Source organism: Cellulosimicrobium cellulans (assembly GCF_042723955.1).
Classification (GTDB): Bacteria; Actinomycetota; Actinomycetes; order Actinomycetales; family Cellulomonadaceae; genus Cellulosimicrobium; species Cellulosimicrobium cellulans_H.
Map to the genome: position 1 here is coordinate 1 of NZ_JBHXIC010000074.1, position 21,612 is coordinate 21,612.

16 protein-coding genes, 2 tRNA genes and 1 pseudogene are annotated in these 21,612 nt (G+C 69.1%); 5 read left to right on the top strand and 14 right to left on the bottom strand.

Annotation, left to right across the window (positions count from 1 at the left end; genetic code table 11):
* Positions 1–491 (top strand): annotated as a pseudogene (locus ACFWH7_RS16610) (hypothetical protein); the annotation flags it as partial.
* Positions 492–695: 204 nt separating this feature from the next.
* Positions 696–1,679 carry an HNH endonuclease gene (locus ACFWH7_RS16615; RefSeq protein ID WP_378218014.1) on the top strand — a complete coding sequence of 328 codons (984 nt, stop codon included), beginning with the start codon at positions 696–698 and terminating at the stop codon, positions 1,677–1,679.
* 416 nt (positions 1,680–2,095) lie between these two features.
* Here ACFWH7_RS16615 and ACFWH7_RS16620 read toward each other — a convergent pair whose 3' ends face one another.
* Together ACFWH7_RS16620 and ACFWH7_RS16625 are read right to left on the bottom strand one after the other, a co-directional pair.
* Positions 2,096–3,892, bottom strand: coding sequence for a hypothetical protein (locus ACFWH7_RS16620; RefSeq protein ID WP_378218016.1), 1,797 nt, complete (start codon positions 3,890–3,892; stop codon positions 2,096–2,098).
* Positions 3,889–4,848 (bottom strand): hypothetical protein, encoded by a 960-nt coding sequence (locus ACFWH7_RS16625; RefSeq protein WP_378218018.1) that lies wholly within the window; start codon positions 4,846–4,848, stop codon positions 3,889–3,891. Before ACFWH7_RS16625 ends, ACFWH7_RS16620 begins: the two co-directional genes overlap by 4 nt.
* 499 nt (positions 4,849–5,347) lie before the next feature.
* Between ACFWH7_RS16625 and ACFWH7_RS16630 the strand changes: the two genes are divergently transcribed.
* Complete coding sequence (locus tag ACFWH7_RS16630; protein WP_378218020.1) at positions 5,348–5,725, top strand: hypothetical protein; 378 nt, start codon at positions 5,348–5,350, stop codon at positions 5,723–5,725.
* A 156-nt stretch (positions 5,726–5,881) separates the two neighbouring features.
* Here the strand turns inward: ACFWH7_RS16630 and ACFWH7_RS16635 are convergent, their stop codons facing one another.
* Genes ACFWH7_RS16635 through ACFWH7_RS16645 form a run of 3 tightly spaced genes read right to left on the bottom strand, consistent with a single transcriptional unit; the run spans position 5,882 to position 9,814 of the window.
* On the bottom strand, positions 5,882–7,267 hold the full coding sequence (locus tag ACFWH7_RS16635; protein ID WP_378218022.1) for a 5-methylcytosine restriction system specificity protein McrC: 1,386 nt from the start codon (positions 7,265–7,267) through the stop codon (positions 5,882–5,884).
* A complete protein-coding gene (locus tag ACFWH7_RS16640; RefSeq protein ID WP_378218024.1) occupies positions 7,249–8,931 on the bottom strand; it encodes an McrB family protein in 1,683 nt (560 codons plus the stop codon). The genes ACFWH7_RS16635 and ACFWH7_RS16640 overlap by 19 nt, the downstream gene beginning before the upstream one ends.
* A gap of 31 nt (positions 8,932–8,962) precedes the next feature.
* Positions 8,963–9,814, bottom strand: a complete 852-nt coding sequence (locus tag ACFWH7_RS16645; RefSeq protein WP_378218026.1) for an MT-A70 family methyltransferase — start codon at positions 9,812–9,814, stop codon at positions 8,963–8,965.
* Positions 9,815–10,056: 242 nt separating this feature from the next.
* Here ACFWH7_RS16645 and ACFWH7_RS16650 point away from each other — a divergent pair, with 242 nt between their 5' ends.
* The gene (locus ACFWH7_RS16650; RefSeq protein WP_378218029.1) at positions 10,057–11,034 is read left to right on the top strand and encodes a DUF5677 domain-containing protein; all 978 of its coding nucleotides are present in this window, start codon (positions 10,057–10,059) and stop codon (positions 11,032–11,034) included.
* 59 nt (positions 11,035–11,093) lie between these two features.
* On the opposite strand, the gene ACFWH7_RS16655 is transcribed toward ACFWH7_RS16650, so the two are convergent.
* The 7 genes from ACFWH7_RS16655 to gyrB form a co-directional block, all read right to left on the bottom strand.
* Positions 11,094–11,363: a helix-turn-helix domain-containing protein gene (locus tag ACFWH7_RS16655; protein ID WP_378218038.1), complete on the bottom strand. Its 270-nt coding sequence runs from the start codon at positions 11,361–11,363 to the stop codon at positions 11,094–11,096.
* Between the two features lie 206 nt (positions 11,364–11,569).
* Positions 11,570–11,645 (bottom strand) — tRNA-Ala (locus ACFWH7_RS16660).
* Positions 11,646–11,684: 39 nt separating this feature from the next.
* The gene (locus ACFWH7_RS16665; protein ID WP_208863433.1) at positions 11,685–11,804 is read right to left on the bottom strand and encodes a DLW-39 family protein; all 120 of its coding nucleotides are present in this window, start codon (positions 11,802–11,804) and stop codon (positions 11,685–11,687) included.
* A 28-nt stretch (positions 11,805–11,832) separates the two neighbouring features.
* A tRNA-Ile gene (locus tag ACFWH7_RS16670) sits at positions 11,833–11,906 on the bottom strand.
* A gap of 125 nt (positions 11,907–12,031) precedes the next feature.
* Entirely contained in the window at positions 12,032–12,997 is a 966-nt protein-coding gene (locus ACFWH7_RS16675) for a DUF3566 domain-containing protein (RefSeq protein ID WP_378218032.1), read from the bottom strand.
* Entirely contained in the window at positions 12,994–15,633 is a 2,640-nt protein-coding gene (gene gyrA / locus ACFWH7_RS16680; protein ID WP_378218040.1) for a DNA gyrase subunit A, read from the bottom strand. The genes ACFWH7_RS16675 and gyrA overlap by 4 nt, the downstream gene beginning before the upstream one ends.
* Positions 15,634–15,807: 174 nt before the next feature.
* The gene (gene gyrB / locus ACFWH7_RS16685) at positions 15,808–17,889 is read right to left on the bottom strand and encodes a DNA topoisomerase (ATP-hydrolyzing) subunit B (protein ID WP_378218042.1); all 2,082 of its coding nucleotides are present in this window, start codon (positions 17,887–17,889) and stop codon (positions 15,808–15,810) included.
* Positions 17,890–18,453: 564 nt separating this feature from the next.
* On the opposite strand from gyrB, the gene ACFWH7_RS16690 reads away from it, so the two are divergent.
* A complete protein-coding gene (locus tag ACFWH7_RS16690; protein WP_378218034.1) occupies positions 18,454–20,001 on the top strand; it encodes a hypothetical protein in 1,548 nt (515 codons plus the stop codon).
* A gap of 136 nt (positions 20,002–20,137) precedes the next feature.
* Here the strand turns inward: ACFWH7_RS16690 and ACFWH7_RS16695 are convergent, their stop codons facing one another.
* Complete coding sequence (locus tag ACFWH7_RS16695; protein ID WP_378218036.1) at positions 20,138–20,809, bottom strand: DciA family protein; 672 nt, start codon at positions 20,807–20,809, stop codon at positions 20,138–20,140.
* Positions 20,796–21,612 (bottom strand): DNA replication/repair protein RecF (locus ACFWH7_RS16700; RefSeq protein ID WP_463054461.1); only part of this gene is annotated, 817 nt, incomplete at its 5' end. The genes ACFWH7_RS16700 and ACFWH7_RS16695, both read right to left, overlap by 14 nt.

Consider the following 21,612-nt stretch of genomic DNA (forward strand, 5'->3'; position numbering starts at 1 on the left):
ACCACGCCACGAGCCGGTCGACCGCGCTCCGGGGCCCGGTGGCGACCACCGCGACGGTGCCGTCGCGGCGGGTGGGCGCGGACCCCCAGCGCCCCCACGCCACCCCCCGCGCGCCCGAGGCCCCCCCCCCCCCCACACCCCACCAGGTCGCCGCGCGCGCGCGCCCGGCCGGGGGCTACCCCGCGACGTCGCGGGCGGGGGCGGCGGGCGTCGCCGTGGCCAAGGGCCGCGAGGCGACCGACAAGCTCGCCGAGCGCGCCGCCGAGGTCCGCGACGACGTCAGCGACCGCGTGAGCGACGCCGTCTCCGATGCCAAGGACGCGGCCAAGAAGGCCACCAGCCGCGCCCGCAGCACCACCCGCAGCACGACCTCGTCCGCCAAGGACGCCGCCGCGGACGCGAAGGACGACCTCAGCGACGCCGGCAAGAAGGCGCGCGAGGCGGCCGAGTCCGCGGCGGAGGACGCCGCCAAGAAGGCCGACGACGTCTGAGTCGCCCGCCTCACCGCCGAGTGGCACAGCACGACGCCGAAGGGTCCGCACTGTCCGGTGCGGGCCCTTCGTCGCGCGGGCGCTCCCATCGGCAGCGCCCGGCCGATACGCACACGAACGGGCTCATCCGCGACCACCTGCCCGGGGAACTGCATCACCACCCTTCGCTTGCCGCGTTCGGTTCTCGTGCGGAAAGCTCTGACCATGGCCATGAGGGAGCCCCGACGCGCGTGGTTGCTGATGGCTGCGGGCGACGACCGGGGCCACGGTGGCAACGAGGGCTACGACGACCAGTACGACGCCTATTACTCATGGGACAGCAAGGTCGTCGATCACAAGAACATCACGGTCGGTGACCCGGTGGCCCTGTGGGACAAGCGGCGGCTGCTCGGGGTGTCCGTCATCGAGGAGATCGAGCGGTCCACCGGCCAGAAGCTGCAGAAGCGGTGTCCCGTCTGCTCGACAACGGCAATCAAGCCCCGCGTGACCAAGACGCCCAGATTCCGCTGTGACGACTGCAAGGCCGAGTTCGACACGCCGCGGTCCGAGGTGGTCGAGGTCGAGATCTACCGGGCCCGGTACGACGCCGCGTGGACGGACCTCGATGGTCTCCTGGACGACCGTGAGATCCGCCGGGTTCAGACGAACAAGGGTGAGTTCAACGCGATGCGGCGGTTGGACTGGGCTGCGTTCAGCAACGCCCTGGCGCGCAAGCACGCCGACCGCGCTCTCAGTCGGGTGGTCGGACGGCTCCCGGACGTGGCGTGGGGTCCGACGCTCGACATCGCGGTCGACGTACCGCAGGGTTTCCGGGAGTCTCTGGTCCGTGTCCGCCGCGGCCAGCGACAGTTCCGAGAGGCCCTGCTCGCGGCCCAGGGCCACAAGTGCGCGTTCACGGGGGCGGCGCCCGCACGAGTCCTCGAAGCAGGTCATCTCTACAGCTACGCCAGGATCGGCGAACACCGCGCACACGGCGGTCTGATGCTCCGTCGAGACATCCATCGACTCTTCGACGACGGTCTGCTCGCCGTCGACCCCGCGCACCGCCGGGTCGACGTCGCCGAGGAGCTCGGGGCTTATCCACAGTACGCGCGCTTGCACCAGCAGCCGCTGACCCTCGATCTCCGCGACGAGCAGGTGGACTGGCTCACCCAGCACTGGACCGAGCACCGTACCGTCGCTGGTTGATGCCACGCCCGCTGGTCAGCGGGCGGCGATGATCCACTTCGCGACACTCTGCTGGCGATGAGGAGACGGAGGTTCTCGACCTCGAGCGGTCGACGATGAACACATGGTTCATCGATGGATGGTGAGCGGATCGCGAATGCAGGTCATCGTTGAAGCGCAGAGTCCCGCTCCAGAGGATTCGGCGCCCAAGTCCCGAGTATTTTCGGCATGGGAGCAACGCGTTGCAGACATGGCCGAGATCGCGCTTAATGCCCCTCTCCCGGCCTCATGGAGCGGGTCGCAGTTGGTGGCGATCTGCACCCCGGCACCCTGACGACGCCCGGCGGCGTACGAAGTCCCGCGAATAAAGTTCGCAGGTGCACACGACGACGGGTGGCCGGGCTCAGCTCCGGCCACCCGTCAGATGTCTTGTTGGTTCAGGTGCGCGGCGGCACTCGGAACGGCTCCCGACCGATTGCCGCGTGGATCCGGGCGAGCCGCTCGGAGTAGGAGTCCTGATCCGAATGCTGGTGCTGGGCGAGTTGCCTGTTGGTCAGTGCGACGGCGATGGCGATGAGCAGTTTCATGAACGGCTCGCGCCGGGGTCCGGCCGAGACGTTGTCGAGTCGGGTTAGGTACGGACTCTTCAGGAGCGAGAAGCCGTTCTCGGTCAGCGCGCGTCCCGACTCGTAGATCAGAGCGTGTTCCCAGGAGCCGGCCGGCAGGTGCTGATACTCGCGCGCCTGCCGTTCGGTCATCGTCACGGTGACGTGGCTGCGAGTGCAGCACTCGTACCTTTCTGGCTCCCAGTCTGGCCGGATGGTGGGGTGAACGGCGGGGTCGATGTCCGCATTCGGCCGGAACAGGCAGTCGGCTCGGCCCTGGACGGCCGGGCAGATGAGCGCGATCTTGAACACGTCCTCTGCGGGCTTGGCCTTGGAGGGTCGCCCCCGCCTCGGCGCCGCCTTCGTGATCCGACCGTTCGTCCCCATCGCGTACTGGAGTCGGGCCTTGATCCGTGCGTCGTGCCCGTCCAAGTCCTTCGCGGACATCCCTCTGATCGGGATCGCGAGCCGGTGCTGGCGGGCCTGGAGCACCGCTGGGCAGTAGAACGCCCCCTCGATCTGTACCGGACCCGGGTCCGTACGCTCGCCGCTGTTCGACCGTGGATGTTGCGTCTCGTGCGTGAGGGGCCAGTTGGCCGGATAGCGAGCGACGGCTGAGTAGCGGTGGCGGTACAGGACGTCCTGCCACCCCGTCTTGACGTTGTAGCCCATGTCGCCGATCAGTCGCGGCCACCTCGCGTTCGCACCGCGCAGCGGGTTCCTGGCGCGCGGGTCGAAGCCGCGGGAGACGTGGTTCTCCAGGGCCAGGTCGAGCGCGCGCAGGTTCGCACTCGTCGGTTCGCGCACGATGATGCTCGTGATCGCACGCGGGACGTTGCGAATGCGCGTCGGAGGACCGATGCGGGTCAGTGCCGTGACTCCCACGCCTGCTCCGGACTTCGTGACCTTCTGCCCGGCCTGATCGGGAGCGTCGCTAACGACGCCCCGGGACCGCACATAGGTGCGTGCCGCGGGGGCGGCTGGACGCTTGAGCGCAGGCTGGTTGCCCATGCCCGGCTTCGACTGGGCCGTCTGCAGGGTGGTCTCGTCGACGAGGAGGTCTCCGGCGTAGCCGCTCGGGCAGGGATCGTCGATCGAGGCCGCGACGATGTCGTTGACGATACGGTCGCACAGGACGAGGGCCGCCTCGGCCGCGTCGCGGTCCTGAGCGGTGCGGTTGGCGAGGATCGTGTCTCGCTCCTGGTTCGTCGTCACTCGTGCCGTGACGTCGAACAGCGAATCCAAGGGCAAGAGTCTGCGCGTCAACCACGCATGGAAACGGGCGTACTCACGGGTTGCCGACGACCGGTCGGACATCGAGGCGATCGCGGAGGGCGACACCACTACTCCGATCCGCTCCCGCTGGCTGGACGTGCACCAGCGAAAGAGGAACTCCAGGATCGCGGCCACGGAGACCTGTCGCCCCAGGTCGAGTAGGCAAACGATCGCGACCAGGACCGCCTTGGTGGTGTAGACGATCTCCTCGGACGCGGTCCGGCCGCCCGGACCGCGTCGGGAGTCCGCTGCGCCGTCGATCGCGGACGCAGCACCGGACTTGTCGATCAAGTCGAGCGCGTACCCGAAGACGGAGTCGTGGAGTTCGGCCCGATCGCGGTGTGCGGAGATCATGAGGACACCTCCCGCATCCAGTCCAGGAGTTCGGTGTCGTCGAACTGCCGGAAGTAGGGACGCAGTTCCGTCAACGTGTGCGAGTCGCCGAGGTCGGCCAGGTGGAGGACCGCTGCCGTGGGGAAGCTGCTCGACGCGAGGCGCACGATCCAGAAGTGCCGCAGTCGGACCGCGCTGAACTCCTCACCGGGCTGTTGTTGTTGCAGGTGGCTCCTGGTCCGGTTCACCACGTTGGTCCTCTTGCCCGTTCCAGACAGCAGATAGTCGTCGGGGCCGATTGCCTCGGCCGCAGCCCGTAGCGTCATGGCCGAGCGTTGGTCGACGATCGGCACCGTGCGGATCACACCGCTTCGTCGCGACGGGAGATCGACGCAGACCGTCCTGGCCCCGTTGCGGAGCACGACGCGCACCGACGCGCCGACAAGGGTCGTCATCTCGTTCGCTCGAGCACCAGCGCCGGCCGCCAAGGCGATGATCAGTTGCATCCGGCGGGCCACCTTGTCTGTGACCGTCGACGTGAGTTGCCACATCCGGGCGACCTCGGCCCCCATGTAGGGGCGGAGAGTTGTTGCTCGCGCTGGCCGCCGATCCAGCTTTGGGTAGGCGTCCGGGTGGTAGAGCCGCCCGTACCGCGACAGATCGCTGCGGTACGTGCTGATGGTTCCGCGACCGTGGCCTTGCATGTGGGTGCCGATGAAGGCGTCGACCTCCGCGCGAGCGAGCGCACGAGACGGGTCGAAGTCTCCGTGCACAGCGAGGTACCGATCGAAGAGTGCCGCCAGCACGCCCAGCCGGCGGCGGTCGGTCTGCTCCGCGACCGCGGGGTTCTGCATCACGACCTCGAGCGCCGTCGTCACAGCCAGCTGGGCGACTGGTGACGTCGGCTCGAACGTCGCGAGCGATGCACGCCGTTGCTGGTCGGCTGCGGCATGGTTGCCCGTCGCGGTGCGGACCACCGGGCGAGACGGGAGTGCTACGTCAACGGGAAGAGGCGCCGTTCGCTGGACGGGACGACGTGCGGGATGGCGGCCCATTACTGGCCCCCGTACGGGCGGGTCGCGTTGACACGGGCAGGTGGTTGAGGGAATCTGGGCATGGTGGTGCTTTCTGATCGGAGCAGCAGCCAAGAACGGCTTCGGCCGGCCGAGCCCCCAGTCGCAACCTGGGGGCTTTCGGCGTCTTTGGGCACCTTCAACGTCGACGGTGCCGTACTCGCGCGATGCGCCCCCGTACTCGGAATGTAACCGATGTGCTACAGGGGCGCCAAGGGTGCGGCGGGGGCCGGGGCATGCCGGGGCGGGCCTGGACGCGCGCGTGGCGCACCCTCCCTCGGCCAGTGGGGGCGGCTGTCATGCCCAGGACATTGCACCACGCACAGTCGGATCGTTACCGTAGCAGGGTGCTTTTAGCCAACAAGAGCGGCTAAAAGCAAACCTACGTGTCGCAGGGGGAACTGTGAGCGACCCTCGCTACGTCCCCAGAGACCTCTGCGGGAAGCCCGGAGCGTTCGGGCTTGAGCACGACCTTCCCTGGCCGGACGCCGAAGACGATCACCAGTTCGACCTCATCGCCGCGTCACGCCTGCAGCACTACTACTGCTACCTGATCAGGACACAGTTGGCGCAACAGGGCATCACCGTCGTGACGTACGCCCGCTTGTGCGGCCAAAGTTACGAACGGACGGCCGCGATGCTCCGCGGTGCAGCAGTCATGCGCTTCGACGATGTCGCCCGTGCCGAACGGATCCTTCGACAGATCGCCTCGAACGATGCCCTTTGGGGCACTTTCGATGATTGGGGTGGCTGGGAGCTTCCAGACCACCTGCGCCCCTAACTATGGGCGCCGGTCTCGCCGGGACCGCGACGACGCCAAGAGAACCCACGGCCAGGGAGTCGTCTTCATGGGATCCGCATCTCTGAACCACATCCTGCCTTCGTGCACGCCAGCGTCGACATCGGCTTGAACGAGCGCCTGGTGCGTCCAGCGGTCTCAGACCGCGCCAACCTGGGCCGGCGTGGCGGCCGCGATCTTGTCGAGAGCGGCGTAGAGGGCTGCGACGTTGCCCGCCGCCCGCGGGCCTACGTCCATGAAGAGAACGTTGACGACAGGGTCGAAGCCCTCGACTCGGATCAGATCGGGGTACGGCTCATCGGGTGCGAGCGTCACCGGATAGATGAGGCAGACGACGGCGGGGCGCAGCCCGTCGTGGCGACCATACGCGACCGCCTGGTAGACGTCCGATCGACGTAGCCGGACGCGCTCTCGCGCCGTTGGTGCGACATCCACGACCTCGCTGTCTTCCGTCACCAGTTCATCGGCGACACGGACATCCTTGTACTTGGCGTCAAGCGCGAGTGCGGTCGAATCTGTGCTGAGCACGAAGTCCGGCGTCACCCGGCTCGAGCCGAGTCGCTTGCCGTTCGGGGCTACGACGGTCGCACGGAGCGAACGCTTGTCGAGCACACCACCGTGCCACCCATCCAAGATGTTGCGCAGCGACTGCTCGTACAAGAGGTTCAGCGGCCAGAGGATCGCTTGTTGCCCATGCGCCCCAACCTCGGTACCAACGTACGTGCCCTCGAGAAGGGCGGTCGTGAAGTCTGTGATGGGCCGGTAGTGGCGCAGCGGCCCGGCGAGGTTGAGCCGTCGCCCGTGGCGGGGCGTCATCTGCACGTCATCGACGCTGGCCAGCAGGGCGAGCCCGCGACGAGAGAGCTCAAGCAGGAACCGGCGTGCGCCAGCGTTCGGCACGAGGTGCGCGAGTGCTGCGGCTCGCCGCACTCCGAGTTTCAGGTACTGGTTCGGGCGCGTGTTGTCGGACGGCTCTGTGTAGCGGCAGGGCACGACGTGCGGTCGCGCAGATGCGAGCGAGTTTCTGATGTAGCGGGTTGTATCAATCCGTCCACGGACTCGACCGACCAGTTCCTCCTCCCGCGTGACGTAGCCGCGACGAACCCAACGTGTCGCGAACGCGACAGCCTCAGCCAGGTACCACGCCAGCAGGCATGCGGCCGGTTCGGATCGCACAGCGTCCAGCTCAGCGCGGCCAGATAGGAGGCTCTTCGTGGTACTGGACGATCCGTAGGCCCAGTCGGCGAGGAAGAACAGATCGAGGTCCGGGAGCTTTGGCGTGATTCGGATGTGTGCGGCCGTGCCCCCGACATCTACGCGCATGATGCCTACGCGGTCTGAGGCGCGGATTGTCCAATCGGGCTGTCCCGGGGTACGGGTGGCCTTGATCCCCAGCGGCTCCCAGAGGTGCTGAGGAAAGCTGGCGACGAACTCCTCGGTAGCGCTCGTTGTGCCCTGCTCGCGGACATGCAGGTCGGTAGACCCGGCGTCCCAGCGATCCGCGGCTACCGGGACTTCAACCACGTGAGCACCTTCTCCTCCACCGCGGTCTGACCGGTGGCGTCTACGCCGACGTTCGCCAGCATGCTCCTGAGGCCGTCCCCATCGATCAGCCCCTCAGCGGCATACTCGCTCAGCAGCGGCACGATCTCGTAGGCGAAGCGTCGAGCGATGCCGGCAAGGGAACTGGCCTCGTCGGGCTCTGAGCCTGAGGGCAAGAAGTACGAGTGGCCGACGGCCAGCGCGGCGCTATCGACGTCGAAGAGTTCTTGAACCTTGTCGAACAGCGCAAGAGCGCCCGTCCGATCTCGGGCACCTCGCCAGGCCGCCGTGTCGACGACTTCACGGGCGGGCTGCAGGTCGATGAAGGTGAAGCGCCGGCGCAATGCGTAGTCGATGAGGGCGATGGACCGGTCTGCAGTGTTCATCGTCCCGACTAGCAACAGGCTGGCCGGCAGCGTCATCGACGCCCGACCGTCCACCGCGTACGGCGTGCGAACAGGCGCGTCCCGGTACTCGAGCGCGTAAAGAAGCTCACCAAAGACGCGCGCGATGTCCGCGCGGTTGATCTCGTCGACGATGAGGATCACGTCGCAGTCGGAGCCGGCCTCACCCAGCGCGACTCCGATGGCGGCGAGGAGACTGAGTGTGCGGTGCTCAGCGGTGAAGGTGACGCCACCGGGCGCGGGCTGTGGCGCGAGTGTGCGCACAAAGTCCTCGTAGCCGTACGACGGATGGAACTGGGTGAGGTCCCAGACGGCATGGAGACCGCGCGCCACGATGGCATTCGCGATGTCAGCGGGCGTACGCTCCGCTATCGGCAAGCTGTCGATGATGGTCGTAAGGTTCGACTCGTCGCGTCGACCACCGCTCGCCCAGTCGATGTACTTCAGCGCGACGTAGGTCTTGCCGACACCCGGCGCTCCCTGGAGGACGACCTGGCGACGACGGCGCAGTTCCTCGTCAAGCAACGCCAGATCATCCGGCGCCGCATTCCGCGCAGAGGTCGACCCAATCGGTTGCGGCCGCGCGGCTCGCCGAAATTCGTCCTGAGTCAGGCCGAGCCACCGGTTCGACTTCCACAGGATCGCAAGTTCCACCGCATCACCGCGCTCTGCTACGACCGTGCCGACTTGGTCGCGGAGTCGTTCCGCGATGAGCTCAGACAGGAGCGGTGCGAACCTCGACGAAGGGAGGAACCGTTCGACACCGATGATGGTGGGGCCGCGCTTGGTCGGCACAAACAGGTGCGCTGACGACATGCGGTTGAGCAGCGTCGAAGCCGCCTTGCGCATGTCTGACGCCCCAGCCTCTTCCAACTCCTCCTCGACCAGATCGGTGGAGAACTTTGTCCGGTCGAACCTGCCGTCTGAGGTTGTGAGCACGTCGTTGACGATCCGGGCGATCCTGGGCTCTGACCATACGAGGAGGGCCCACGCCAAGAACTCCGCCTCATCGGTCCTGCCGGCCTTCGCGGTCCGGACAAACAGGTCCTCGATCAGACGTCCGCTTCTATCGAAGACGAACAAGCTCTGAACCCACGAAGCAGCGGCTTCGCTCCCGTGACCCTCAGCCAGCTCCTTGACCTCATCCACGGTCATCCCGGTCGATGCCTCCGCGGCTGTAGCCACAAGGCTGCTCAGCGGCATGTTCCGGGTGAGCGACATCTGATTCAAGCCGACTGTCATGAGCCGACCCTAACGACTCATAACCAAGATGCTACGAGGCGCGCGGCCTCCCTCGTCCTCGCAGGGTCGTACCCGCATCTCGGAGCAGGCCCCGCACACGCTGATGCGTGTAGCCGGTCTCATCCATGAGCGCCCTGATCGAGCACCCTGCTTCGTAACGCGCACGAAGGTACACCGCGATGTCATGGTTCTCGGAGGGTTCGATTCGCTCGTAGGCCGAAACTGCTGGCACCTCGATAGGTCCGCCCGTGTAGCCCCGGTGTACTTGTCCGCGCTGCGCATCGTCAGGGGCAGACTCGTCGCCCCACGCGTGCCAGCCTGCTCTGGCCTGTCGGGCGAACATCTCGAGGTAGGGACCGGGGGACGCCGCTTCGATCATCGGGTACTGCTCGTCCGGCTTCCTGGAGTGCTCCCGCTTCCGGCTCTCGATCATGTTGACCATGGACCGCGCTGGCGCCTCGGTCCGCATCGATCCGCGCACGCCGAAGAGGATCAACTCGGTGACGTTGCGGAAGTAGAAGCCGACGCCGCGCCCGTCCGGCCCGCCGTCCTTGCGACGCTTAGCCCAGACGACGTTCGAGACGTAGCGGAAGCCCCACGCCTCCATGACGCGCAGTCCGTCGGGAAGCAGTGCGTTCGGAACCCACAGGTACAGGTGCGCGTTCTTCGCTGCCCGCTCGCTCACCGGCAGTGCGCAGATGTCGTCGAGACTGAGCGTGGAGTACCGATCGAGCCGCCGATGCTCGGGAGCGACCTTGCCCGTGCGGTTGGCGAAGCGCCATGGCGGGTCGGCGAGGATCGTCTTGAACCCGCCCGCAACTTCGGGCAGCTGGGGGATGTCATCGTTAGGCCGCAAGGGCGACACGACAGTCTGAGACGTCACGCGGGGCACACCTTCCTCGGAGATAGATCTATTCTGGCACAGAAAAGATCTCTTCCGCTACTCGACGCGCGGAGCGAGACTGGCGGCGCGAGTAGCAGTAGTCGAACATGTGTACACGCACAGCGCGATTCGCGTGCGGCTTGTCCACAGCCCGCGGTGATGACGGCGGCGGACACGCCTAGCAGGGTCGGCCGGATCTAGTCGGATCCCCTCAAGGAAGACACCTCAGATTGGATCGGCACGTGACTGGTACCGACGGCGGACGCGACTGGGGCGCCCGCATCCTGGCGGCCGCGCCAGAGACCGCCCGTCAGATCGCGCACCATGTTGAGCTAGCGCTCGACGGAACGACCCAACGCGACTTTCGAACCCGAGCGGAGATCGCGAGCGACTATCCGACGCAGCTGCGCGCGCTCGACCACGTCGTCTTTGCGATGGAGCAGCACGGCGTCCTGATGCTCGAGCGCATCGACGCGGTCAGGGAGGATCACCACACGTCAAGCCGCTCGGCGCTCACGCTGGTGCACTCCAGCGCAACCATGACGCTGCAAGAGATCCGGTGTCTGGCGGTGGCGGGGTACTGGGTCGGTGCGGCCGCCCGTTGGAGAGGCCTCCACGAACTCGCGGTCACCGCACGTCTAATCGCTGAAGGCGGCCCGGAAATCGCGCAGCGGTACCTGGATCACGGCTTCGTAGTCCAGACCAAGCGCCTGAGCAGGTACTACGAGGAGCACGGCGCAGGCCCGATCGACCCAGCAGCACTCAAGGAGCGAAGTCAACGAGCCGTTCTGTTGGAACAGGCGCACGCACTCGCCAACTCCCAAGCGCGGTTTCGGGATGCCTACGGCTGGGCCATCCCGCTCCTGCCGACGAACGCAGCCGGCGAGCACGTGCGGCCAACTTTCGACCGTCTCGAGGCACAGGCTGGCTACGACGCGCGGAGGCTCCTGGTGACCTCCGCGCACGGGATGGTGCACAACGACTCCGCCGGCGTGCTCAGTGCTGTCGTGCTCGACGAGGGCTACTCGCTCGGGCCCCAGCCGATGTTCACTAAGACCGTCCTACAGCCGACGCTAGAGTCCATCACCTGGCTAGTCGCCGCAACCCACGTGCGCTTCGAACCGTCATTGGACTCGCGCTTCGCTCGACTCCTGTCGCTACAAGGAGCCGGCCTGATGCATCTGTGCTCTCAGACATTGCTGTCCTTCGGCGATGACTAGCGCTACGCGCGGAGCAGCGCCCTGACAACGTGGCACCTATCGACCGGGCCTGCCGGGCATCAGGCCAGATCCGCACCATCAAGCAGCGAGGCTGCCGCGACGCCGAGGACGCGGGCGATCTTGCATAGGACTACAACACCGACGTCCTGCACACCACGCTCGATCTTGCTGATGGTCGGGCGTGACAGCCCGGCAAGTTCAGCGAGCTCCTCCTGAGTGAGCCCTCGGCGCTTGCGTTCTTCCGTGACCCGGCTTCCTAGAGCCGCCAACTCGGGCGGCCAGTCGCCCGCGGCAGCAGCGGCAGCGGTGCGTCGTCGGGCCTCGGTCATCGTCACACCGCCGATCCTGCATCAGACCACCGACACGTCCGACTTGCACCGGACAGAACGGCGGAGACCACGTCGTTGCGGACTCGAACCTGACGTTCACCCGTCTGCCGGGTTCTCGGTCGGAGGCTTCGCGATCCGGCGTCCCCGCAGATGGGAGGTGCTGTGGAGTTTGTGAACTACTACGGTCCGCGTACGCGAACCGCTCATGGTGGAGCCAGGGGGACTCGAACCCCCAACCCCCTGCTTGCAAAGCAGGTGCGCTACCAATTGCGCCATGGCCCCGGGTGACGCGGCCTGGGGCCGGTCAGGAGTGAGACGTGCTCACTCGAAGGTGTCGGTGACCTCTGCCCAGAGGTCGCGCTCGGCGTTGTCCTCCGTGTACTTGCGCCACAGGAGATATCCGGCGCCGGCGGCGAGGAGCAGGACGAGAAGCTTCTTCATGACGTTCCCCCTCGAGTGGGTTCGGCAGTGGGCCTAAGAGGACTTGAACCTCTGACCTCTTCCTTATCAGGGAAGCGCTCTAACCGTCTGAGCTATAGGCCCGTACGCGCCTCGCCGGACAGCCCCGGGGGGCTGCTCCGCTCGCAGGCAGCGATTGAGGTTACCCCACCGGGAGCCGCAGACCCAAACCGAGGGTCCGTGACCCCCGGTCCGGGAGCCGTGCTGGGTCAGTCGTCCGTGAGCGTGAGGTGCACGCCGCCCACGAGCGCGGCGACGATGTTGTACAGGAACGCCATGATCGTCGACAGCGCGGTGATGATCACCACGTTCACGACGCCCAGCAGCGTGGCGATGGAGATCACGCGGCCGAACGCGACGTACTGCTGGATGTCCACGTCGGTCTCGGTGCCGACGATCTGCGTGAACAGGTCCTCGATCTTCGAGAAGACCATCATGCCGTCGAGGACGTACCAGACCACGGCCGTCGCGACGACGGTCATGATGCCGATCGCGACCGCCAGCAGGAAGCCGAGCTTCATCGCGGACCAGGGGTCGATGCGCGAGACGGCGAGCCGGACGCGACGCGGGCCGCCGTCGTGCCGGACCGTGGGCGTCGCGCCCGTCGCCGGGCCCACGGCGGGCGTGGCACCGGTGAGCGGGGTCGCGGAGCCGGACACGCCGGCCGCGGAGTAGTGCAGCGAGGCCGCCGCCGGGGCGTTCGTCGCGGCCGGAGCCGCCGAGGCGCTGGGGGCCGCCGAGGTGGTCGTGGGCACGCGCCTCACCGTCTCGTCGTCGATCTCGTCGTGACCGGGCTGCTGAGGGTCGGACTCCGGCGGCGCGGCGGGGACCGAGGCGGAGACCTTCTTGGCCGCGCTCTTCGCCGCGGCGATGGCTGCAGCGGCAGCCTTCACGGCACCCGCGCGGGCGACCGCGACACGGCTCTCGCCGGACGCGCGCTCCATCCCGTCGTCGTCCACCCCGCGCTCCGGGGTGGTCTGGCCTCCGGACGGGCTCGGAGGCGGCGGGGGCGGCGGCGGGACGGTGCCCGACGCCGAACCGTTCGACGCGCCGTTCGACTCCGCGTGCTTGCTCGCCGTGGTCGAGCTCCCGGCACGCGAGGTCGTGTCCGTGTCCGGACGCGGCACGGTCAGCCGGGGCGTGATCGTCGGCGGTGCGTTGTTCTCGCTGCTCATCTGGTTTCCTCGGTGGTTCCGGGGGCCGGCTCGGTCCCGCTCGCCCCGTCGGACGAGGCGGTCGGGTCGATGATCGGTGCGCTGCTCATGTCGGTGCCGACCGGGGCCGTGCCGGTCCCGTCCTCGCCCTCCACGGTATCCCGATCCTCTCCGAGACGACGCTCGACGTTCCGCGCGACCGCGATGATGCGGTCGCCCTTGTCGGGCTTCGCGAACGTCACCCCCTGCGTGTTGCGGCCCGTGAGGTTCACCTCGTCGACCGCGGACCGCACGATCTTCCCGCGTTCCATGATCACCAGCACCTCGTCGTCGGCCTCTGTCACCAGAGCCCCCACGAGATCTCCACGAGCCTCTACCAGGTTCGCGACCTTGATGCCCAGGCCGCCACGCCCCTGGACCCGGTACTCGTCGATCCGCGTGCGCTTGGCGAACCCGCCCTCCGTCACGACGAAGAGGTCCGAGCCCTCCTCGACCACGTCCGCCGAGAGGAGCTCGTCGCCCTCGCGGAACTTCATGCCGGTCACGCCCGACGTCGCGCGCCCCAGCGGCCGCATCGTGTCGTCGCTCGCGGGGAACCGGATCGACTGGCCCTTGCGCGAGACGAGGATGAGGTCGTCGTCGGCGTCCACGAGGAGCGCCGCGACGAGCTCGTCGGGCGTGCCCGACTCGTCCTCGCGCAGGTTGATCGCGATGAGCCCGCCCGAGCGCGGCGAGTCGTACTCGGACAGCCGCGTCTTCTTGACCAGGCCGCGGCGCGTCGCCAGGACCAGGTACTCCGCGGCGTCGTAGTCGCGCAGGTCGAGCACCTGCGCGATCTTCTCGCCGGGCTGGAACGCGAGCAGGTTGGCCACGTGCTGCCCCTTGGCGTCGCGACCGCCCTCGGGGAGCTCGTACGCCTTGGCACGGTAGACCCGCCCGAGGTTCGTGAAGAACAGCAGCCAGTGGTGCGTCGTCGTCACGAAGAAGTGGTCGACGATGTCGTCCTCGCGCAGCTGCGCGCCGCGCACGCCCTTGCCGCCACGCTTCTGCGCGCGGTAGTTGTCGCTGCGGGTGCGCTTCACGTAGCCGCCGCGCGTGATCGTGACGACCATCTCCTCCTCGGCGATGAGGTCCTCGATCGAGACCTCGCCGTCGAACGGGAGGATCGTCGTGCGGCGCTCGTCGCCGTACTTGGCGACGATCTCGCCCATCTCCTGGCCGACGATCGTCCGCTGGCGCTCCGGCTTGGCGAGGATGTCCTCGTAGTCGAGGATCTTGCGCTCGAGCTCGTCGTGCTCGTCGAGGATCTTCTGCCGCTCGAGCGCCGCCAGGCGGCGGAGCTGGAGGTTGAGGATCGCCGTCGCCTGGACCTCGTCGACGCCCAGGAGCTCCATGAGACCCGTGCGCGCCTGGTCCACGTCGGGGGACCGGCGGATGAGGGCGATGACCTCGTCGAGCGCGTCGAGCGCCTTGAGGTAGCCGCGCAGGATGTGGATGCTGCGCTCCGCCTCGGCGAGCAGGTAGCGCGTGCGACGCACGACGACGTCGAGCTGGTGGGTCGTCCAGTGGCGGACGAACGCGTCGAGGCTCAGCGTGCGCGGGACGCCGTCGACCAGCGCGAGCATGTTCGCGCCGAACGTGTCCTGGAGCTGGGTGTGCTTGTAGAGGTTGTTGAGGACGACCTTCGCCACGGCGTCGCGCTTGAGCACGATCACGAGGCGCTGGCCCGTGCGGCCCGACGTCTCGTCGCGGATGTCGGCGATGCCCTGGACGCGACCGTCCTTGACGAGGTCGGCGATCTTCGCGGCGAGGTTGTCCGGGTTCACCTGGTAGGGCAGCTCGGTGACGACCAGGCACACGCGGCCCTGGATCTCCTCGACGTTGACCACGGCGCGCATCGTGATCGAGCCGCGGCCGGTGCGGTACGCCTCCTCGATGCCCTTGTGGCCGAGGATCGTCGCGCCGGTCGGGAAGTCCGGGCCCTTGATGCGCAGCAGGAGCGCCGCGAGGAGCTCCTCGCGGCTCGCCTCGGGGTGGTCCAGGTGCCACTGGACGCCCTCGGCGACCTCGCGCAGGTTGTGCGGCGGGATGTTCGTCGCCATGCCGACGGCGATGCCCGCCGAGCCGTTGACCAGCAGGTTCGGGAACCGCGACGGCAGGACCGCGGGCTCCTGGGTGCGGCCGTCGTAGTTGTCCTGGAAGTCGACGGTGTCCTTGTCGATGTCCCGGACCATCTCCATGGCGATGGGGGCCATGCGGCACTCGGTGTACCGCGGCGCGGCCGCCGGGTCGTTGCCGGGCGAGCCGAAGTTCCCCTGGCCGGCGACGAGCGGGTAGCGCAGCGACCAGTCCTGCACGAGGCGCACGAGCGCGTCGTAGATCGCGCTGTCGCCGTGCGGGTGGAACTTGCCCATGACGTCACCGACGACGCGGGAGCACTTCGAGTACGACCGGTCGGGTCGGTATCCGCCGTCGTACATCGCGTACAGCACGCGCCGGTGCACGGGCTTGAGGCCGTCGCGCACGTCCGGCAGCGCACGTCCGACGATGACGCTCATCGCGTAGTCGAGGTAGGACCGCTGCATCTCGAGCTGGAGGTCGACCTGCTCGATGCGCCCGTGGTGCACGGCGACCGCCGTACCGTCGGCGTGCACGATCTCCTCGGCCCCGTCGCCGGGAGCCGTGGGCTCGGTCTCGGGGTTCTGCTCGTCGGTCACGGTCTACCTCGTTCGTTCGTTCCTGCGTGCTCGCTGCGCTCGTCGTCTGCCGCGGTCCGCGCCGCCGGGGCGCGTTCGCGGGCCGGTCGCCCGCGCGGGGCGGGCGCCGGCTGGTCAGATGTCAAGGAACCGCACGTCCTTCGCGTTCCGCTGGATGAAGCTGCGGCGGGACTCGACGTCCTCGCCCATGAGGACGGAGAAGATCTCGTCCGCGGCGGCGGCGTCGTCCAGGGTGACCTGGTTGAGCGTGCGGTGCTCGGGGTCCATGGTCGTGTCCCACAGCTCCGAGTAGTCCATCTCGCCCAGACCCTTGTAGCGCTGGATCCCGTTCTCCTTGGGGATCCGCTTGCCCGCTGCCTGCCCGGACGTGAGGAACGCGTCGCGCTCCTTGTCCGAGTAGACGTAGTCGTGGGGGGCGTTCGTCCACTTGAGCCGGTACAGCGGCGGCTGCGCGAGGTAGACGTGCCCGTTCTCGATGAGGGGACGCATGTACCGGAAGAGCAGCGTGAGCAGGAGGGTCGCGATGTGCTGGCCGTCGACGTCGGCGTCGGCCATGAGGACGATCTTGTGGTACCGCAGCTTGGTGAGGTCGAAGTCCTCGCCGATGCCCGTGCCGAACGCCGTGATGATCGACTGGACCTCCTGGTTGGACAGGGCCCGGTCGAGGCGAGCGCGCTCGACGTTGAGGATCTTGCCTCGGATCGGGAGGATCGCCTGCGTCCGCGGGTTGCGGCCGCGGACGGCGGAGCCGCCGGCGGAGTCACCCTCGACGATGAAGATCTCGCACTCCTCGGCGCGGTTCGACTGGCAGTCGCGCAGCTTGCCGGGCATGCCGCCCGACTCGAGCAGGCCCTTGCGGCGCGTCGCCTCGCGCGCCTTGCGCGCCGCGAGGCGCGCCTGGGACGCCTGGATCGCCTTGCGGATCACGTCGCGTCCCTCGTTCGGGTGCGAGTCGAACCAGTCGGTGAGCTGCTCGTGGACGACGCGCTGGACGAACGTCTTCGCCTCGGTGTTGCCGAGCTTGGTCTTGGTCTGGCCCTCGAACTGGGGCTCGCCGAGCTTGACGGAGACGACGGCGGTCAGGCCCTCGCGGATGTCGTCGCCCGTGAGGTTGTCGTCCTTCTCCTTGAGGATGCCCTTGTCGCGCGCGTACCGGTTGACCAGCGAGGTCATCGCCGCGCGGAAGCCCTCCTCGTGCGTGCCGCCCTCCGTCGTGGAGATCGTGTTGGCGTACGTGTGCACCGACTCGGAGTACGCGCTGGTCCACTGCATCGCGATCTCGACCGAGATGCGCTTCTCCGTGTCCTCGGACTCGAAGTCGATGACGTCCGGGTGGACGAGCTCGACCTTCTTCGCGCCGTTGAGGTGCGTGACGTAGTCGACGAGACCGCCGTCGTACTTGTAGGTGACGGTGCGGGCCGGGGCCTTGGCGTCCCCGGACGACGTGGCGTCGCCGTCCGCCTCCGAGACGCCGTCCGCGTCCGCCGCCCCGTCGCCTCCCGTGACCTCGTCGCCCGTGTCGAGGTGAGCGGGGCGCTCGTCCGTCAGCGTGATGCGCAGGCCCTTGTTGAGGAACGCCATCTGCTGGAAGCGTGCACGCAGCGTCTCGAAGTCGTACTCGGTCGTCTCGAAGATCCCCGGGTCGGCCCAGAACGTCTGCGTCGTGCCCGTCTCGTCCGACGGCTCGAGCCGCTCGACGGGCGCCACCGGGTTGCCGCCCTCGGTGAACTCCTGGCGCCACGAGTACCCGTCGCGGCGGACCTCGGAGACCATCCGCGTCGACAGCGCGTTGACGACCGACATGCCGACGCCGTGGAGGCCGCCGGAGACGGCGTACCCGCCGCCACCGAACTTGCCGCCCGCGTGGAGGATCGTCATGACGACCTCGAGCGTCGGCTTGCCCTCGGTCGGGTGGATCGCGACGGGGATGCCTCGGCCGTTGTCGACGACGCGGACGCCGCCGTCCGCCAGGAGCGTCACGTCGATCGTGTCGGCGTGGCCCGCGAGGGCCTCGTCCACAGAGTTATCCACAATCTCGTACACAAGGTGGTGGAGGCCGCGCTCACCCGTCGAGCCGATGTACATGCCCGGACGCTTGCGGACCGCCTCGAGGCCCTCGAGGACGGTGATGTTGCTCGCGTCGTAGCCGCCGCCCGCCGAGGGTGCCGCCTCCGCGGACGCCGTCGGGTCGGAGATGGCGGTGTCGGTGTGGTCTGCCACGGGCAGGACTGCTCCTCGTCGTCGTGCACGCTGCGCCCGCGTTCGTGCGGAAGCGGTCGCCGCTGCTCAAGGGTTCCGGGCCCGCACCACGGTCGGCGTCGGCTCCTCCGCGACGGCGGACGGTCGGCCGTGGACGGCTGGCCGCGCCTCCTCGGAAGGGCTGCGCGCACGGGTGGTGAACAGACCCGGAATGACCTCCCCAGTCTACCCGCCACGAGCCGAATTCCGCGGATTGTGGGCCTCCTGGGGACGGCGTCCCGGTCTTTCACGACCTGATCCGCGCGCCGTCGTCGAGACTCCTCCACAAAGTTGTCCACAGGCGTTGTCCACCGGTCGGAGGGGCCGCCTCCGGAGGGGGTCGCAGCCGTCCGGGCGGAACGTTCCGCCCACTCCGCAGGAACGCTCCCTTCACGACAAGTCGGGAATCGGCATTTCACGTGGAAAGTGGTCTAATACCACACACCATCATGATTCGCGCGTCGTCCGCGCAGGAGTGATCCGCGTGCGGGCGGCCCCACCCCCGGAAGGGACCCTCACCTCGTGAAGAGACTCCTCGCGAGCGTTGCGACGACAGCGCTCGCACTCGGTGGCCTGCTCGTGGCCACCGCGGCCCCCGCCTCCGCCCACAGCGGTGTGCCGTCCGCGGACTGCGACAGCCTGACGGTCGACCTGTACGCGTACGCGAACGGCAACGGCCTGACCGTCGTCGTCGACGGCAAGACGCTCGAGCCTCGCAGCTTCGACGGGCACTTCAAGAAGACGTACGAGCTCGACCCGACCGCGAACCACACCTGGAGCGTCGCCGTCGACGCCTCGGACAACGACAGGTACGACAAGTCCTGGAAGGGCGAGACGACCGCCTGCGAGGCTCCCGAGGAGGAGAGCCCGGTCCAGGTCGGCGTCTACGTCTACCCCAAGCTCGACCCGACGCGGGGCGCCGCCTGGGAGAACTCGGGCCCGCAGAAGCTCGTCACGAGCGACGAGGTCGCGCTGCCCGAGAAGCCCTGGGACAAGACGTGGCTCGTCGCGCCTCTCGACCTGGAGGCCGTCCGCGCGGTCGCCAAGACCATCGAGCCCGACGTGACCACCGAAGAGCTGTGCACCGCGTGGGCGGTCCAGCAGGACCTCGTCGACCTGCCCGGTGGCCTCGCCGAGCTCCCGACGGACATCCGCTACTCGCCCGACGGCAAGCACCTCGGCGAGTTCCCCGACGGCACCCTCATCTCCTGGGACCATCAGGACCTCGTGAAGCTGTTCCCCGAGGGCGCGTGCGACACGCCCGAGCCGGTCGACGAGGAGGTCGTCGCCCCTGTGACGCCGGCCGTCCCGACCGCGGTCGAGGTGTGCGGTGCGGAGCTGACGGAGGGCAACGTCCCGGCCGAGTCCGAGGAGTTCCGCTACACCGTCACGCCGGAGGGCGTCGTCGCCGAGCCGAAGGACGCCTCCGTCGAGTTCTCGGCCGAGACGTCCGAGCTCGGCTACGTCGTCGCGGAGGACGGCCGCAGCGCGCTGTTCCCGATCGCGGACCTGCTGCCGTCCGAGGACGCCTGCGCGCTCGTGCCGGGCACGATCGAGGCGGTCTGCGAGGGCGACGTGCCCTACCTCGGTTATGGGATCGCGCTGCCCGAGGGGATCACGGTCGACGACGAGAACCCGCTGACGATCACGTTCCTCCACCCGAACGGTGGCGAGGACTACGTCGTCGAGGACCAGCCGCTGAGCGGGACGATCCTGTGGCCCGGTGCCTCGGCCGAGGAGCCGAAGCAGTGGCCCGGGTTCGTCCGCAACGAGGACGGGTCGTACACCGAGACCGAGGGGAACTACGCCTGGACGCGTGACGGCGTCGAGGTGCTCTTCGAGGTCAACCCGTCGTACTCGACGGTCGTGTCCTACCCGCCGGCGACAAGCGCGTGCGCGAACCCGCCCGTCGCGCCCGTCGCGGCCGAGGACGTCCCCGCGCCCGGGCAGGCGAGCGGTCCGGCGCTCGCCACGACCGGCGCGACCGTCGCGGGGGCCGCGGCGTTCGCCGCGCTGCTCGTCGGTGGCGGAGCGCTGGTGTTCTGGCTGCGCCGTCGCGTGCAGTCCTGACCCCATGACGTGGTGACCAGCGCCCCGGTCACCACACCCGCGAGGCCCGCCGTGCCCCCGGTCACGGCGGGCCTCGTCGTCTGTCGGCACCGCCGCTGGTGCGCCCCTGGTCGACGCGGCCGGCGCCGTCGGGCCCTCAGCCCCAGGTGTCGCGCGGGCCGGGCCCGCGGACCGACTTCTTGCCGCGCCGGAAGCTCGGACCCGCCGGCCCGAGGACCGTGACCGTCTCCACGACGCCCTCGCCGACCTCGCGCGCGAGCCGCTCGAGGAGCTGGGGTGCGAGCAGACGCACCTGCGTCGCCCACGCGGTCGAGTCGGCGCGGACCACGAGCACCTTGTCCTCGAAGGTCTCGGGCTCGCAGTGGTCCGCCACCTGGTCGCCGACCACCTCGCGCCACCGCCCGACGACGCCGCCCACCGACACGTCCGCGACCCAGTCGCGCTCCCGCAGCAGGTGCGCGACGACGTCGCCCAGGAGCTGCGGGTCGCGGCCGCCCGGTCGGGCGCCCGACGTCGGCGGGTCGGCCAGGATCCGGCGGCGAGGCTCCTGCCCCGGCCGCAGCCCCTTCGCCCGGGCCGCCGCCTTCGCCCGGTTGAGCGCCTGCCGTGCCACCTCCGCCGGCGGCGTCAGCTCCACGACGTCCCCGACGGGCAACCCCGTCGCCCGAGGCTCCGCCTCGTCCCTGTCCTCAGCGGTCGGGCGCGACGAGGCCGGGCCGCCCGGCGAGGCCGCCGCCTTCTCCCGCTCCCAGGGTGGCCCCGCGGCGTCGGACGACGCGGCGCCGCGCGATCCGTCACGGTTCGACACGGGTCACCGTCCCGTCGTGGACGGCGAACCGCGCCCCGTCCAGGAGGGCGGGGACGTCGTCGGGCACGGCCGCGGTGATGATGACCTGGCCGGCGCCCGCGACGAGCTCGGCCAGCCGCTCGCGCCGCCGGACGTCGAGCTCGGCGAACACGTCGTCGAGCACGAGGACGGGCTCGCCGTCGGGACCCCACTGGTCCGCCCACAGGAGGGAGTCGAGCCCCGCTGGCGCCCCGTCCCTGAGGAGGCGGTACGACGCGAGGCGCAGGGCGAGGGCGAACGACCACGACTCGCCGTGGCTCGCGTACCCCTTCGCCGGCAGGCCGCCCAGGGTGAGCACGACGTCGTCGCGGTGCGGCCCGACGAGGTTCACCCCGCGCTCGACCTCCTTCGCCCGCACCACCCGCATGGCCTCCAGCATGCGCTTCTCGAGCGTCGGTGTGTCGGGGAGGACCGACGTCGAGCCGTCGCCGTCGGGGGCCGGCTCGCCCGGCGTGGGGGCGCCGCCAGCGCTCCCGTCCGGGTCGAGCGCCTCGTCGACCGACGAGCGGTACGCGATCCGCGCCTCGCCCTGCCCGGCGCTGACCTGCTCGTACGCCTCCGCGACGTACGGTGTGAGGGCCGCCACGAGCTGGAGGCGCAGGGCCGTGATCTCGGCGCCGAGGCTCGCGAGCCGCGCGTCCCAGACCTCGAGCGTCGCGAGGGGGGACGATGCGCGCGCGGGCGCGGGGGGGTCCGGGGGGGGGTGCCCCGCCGCCCGCCGCGCGGGGCGCCCGCGCCGCGCCCCCGGCCCCCGCGGGGGGGTG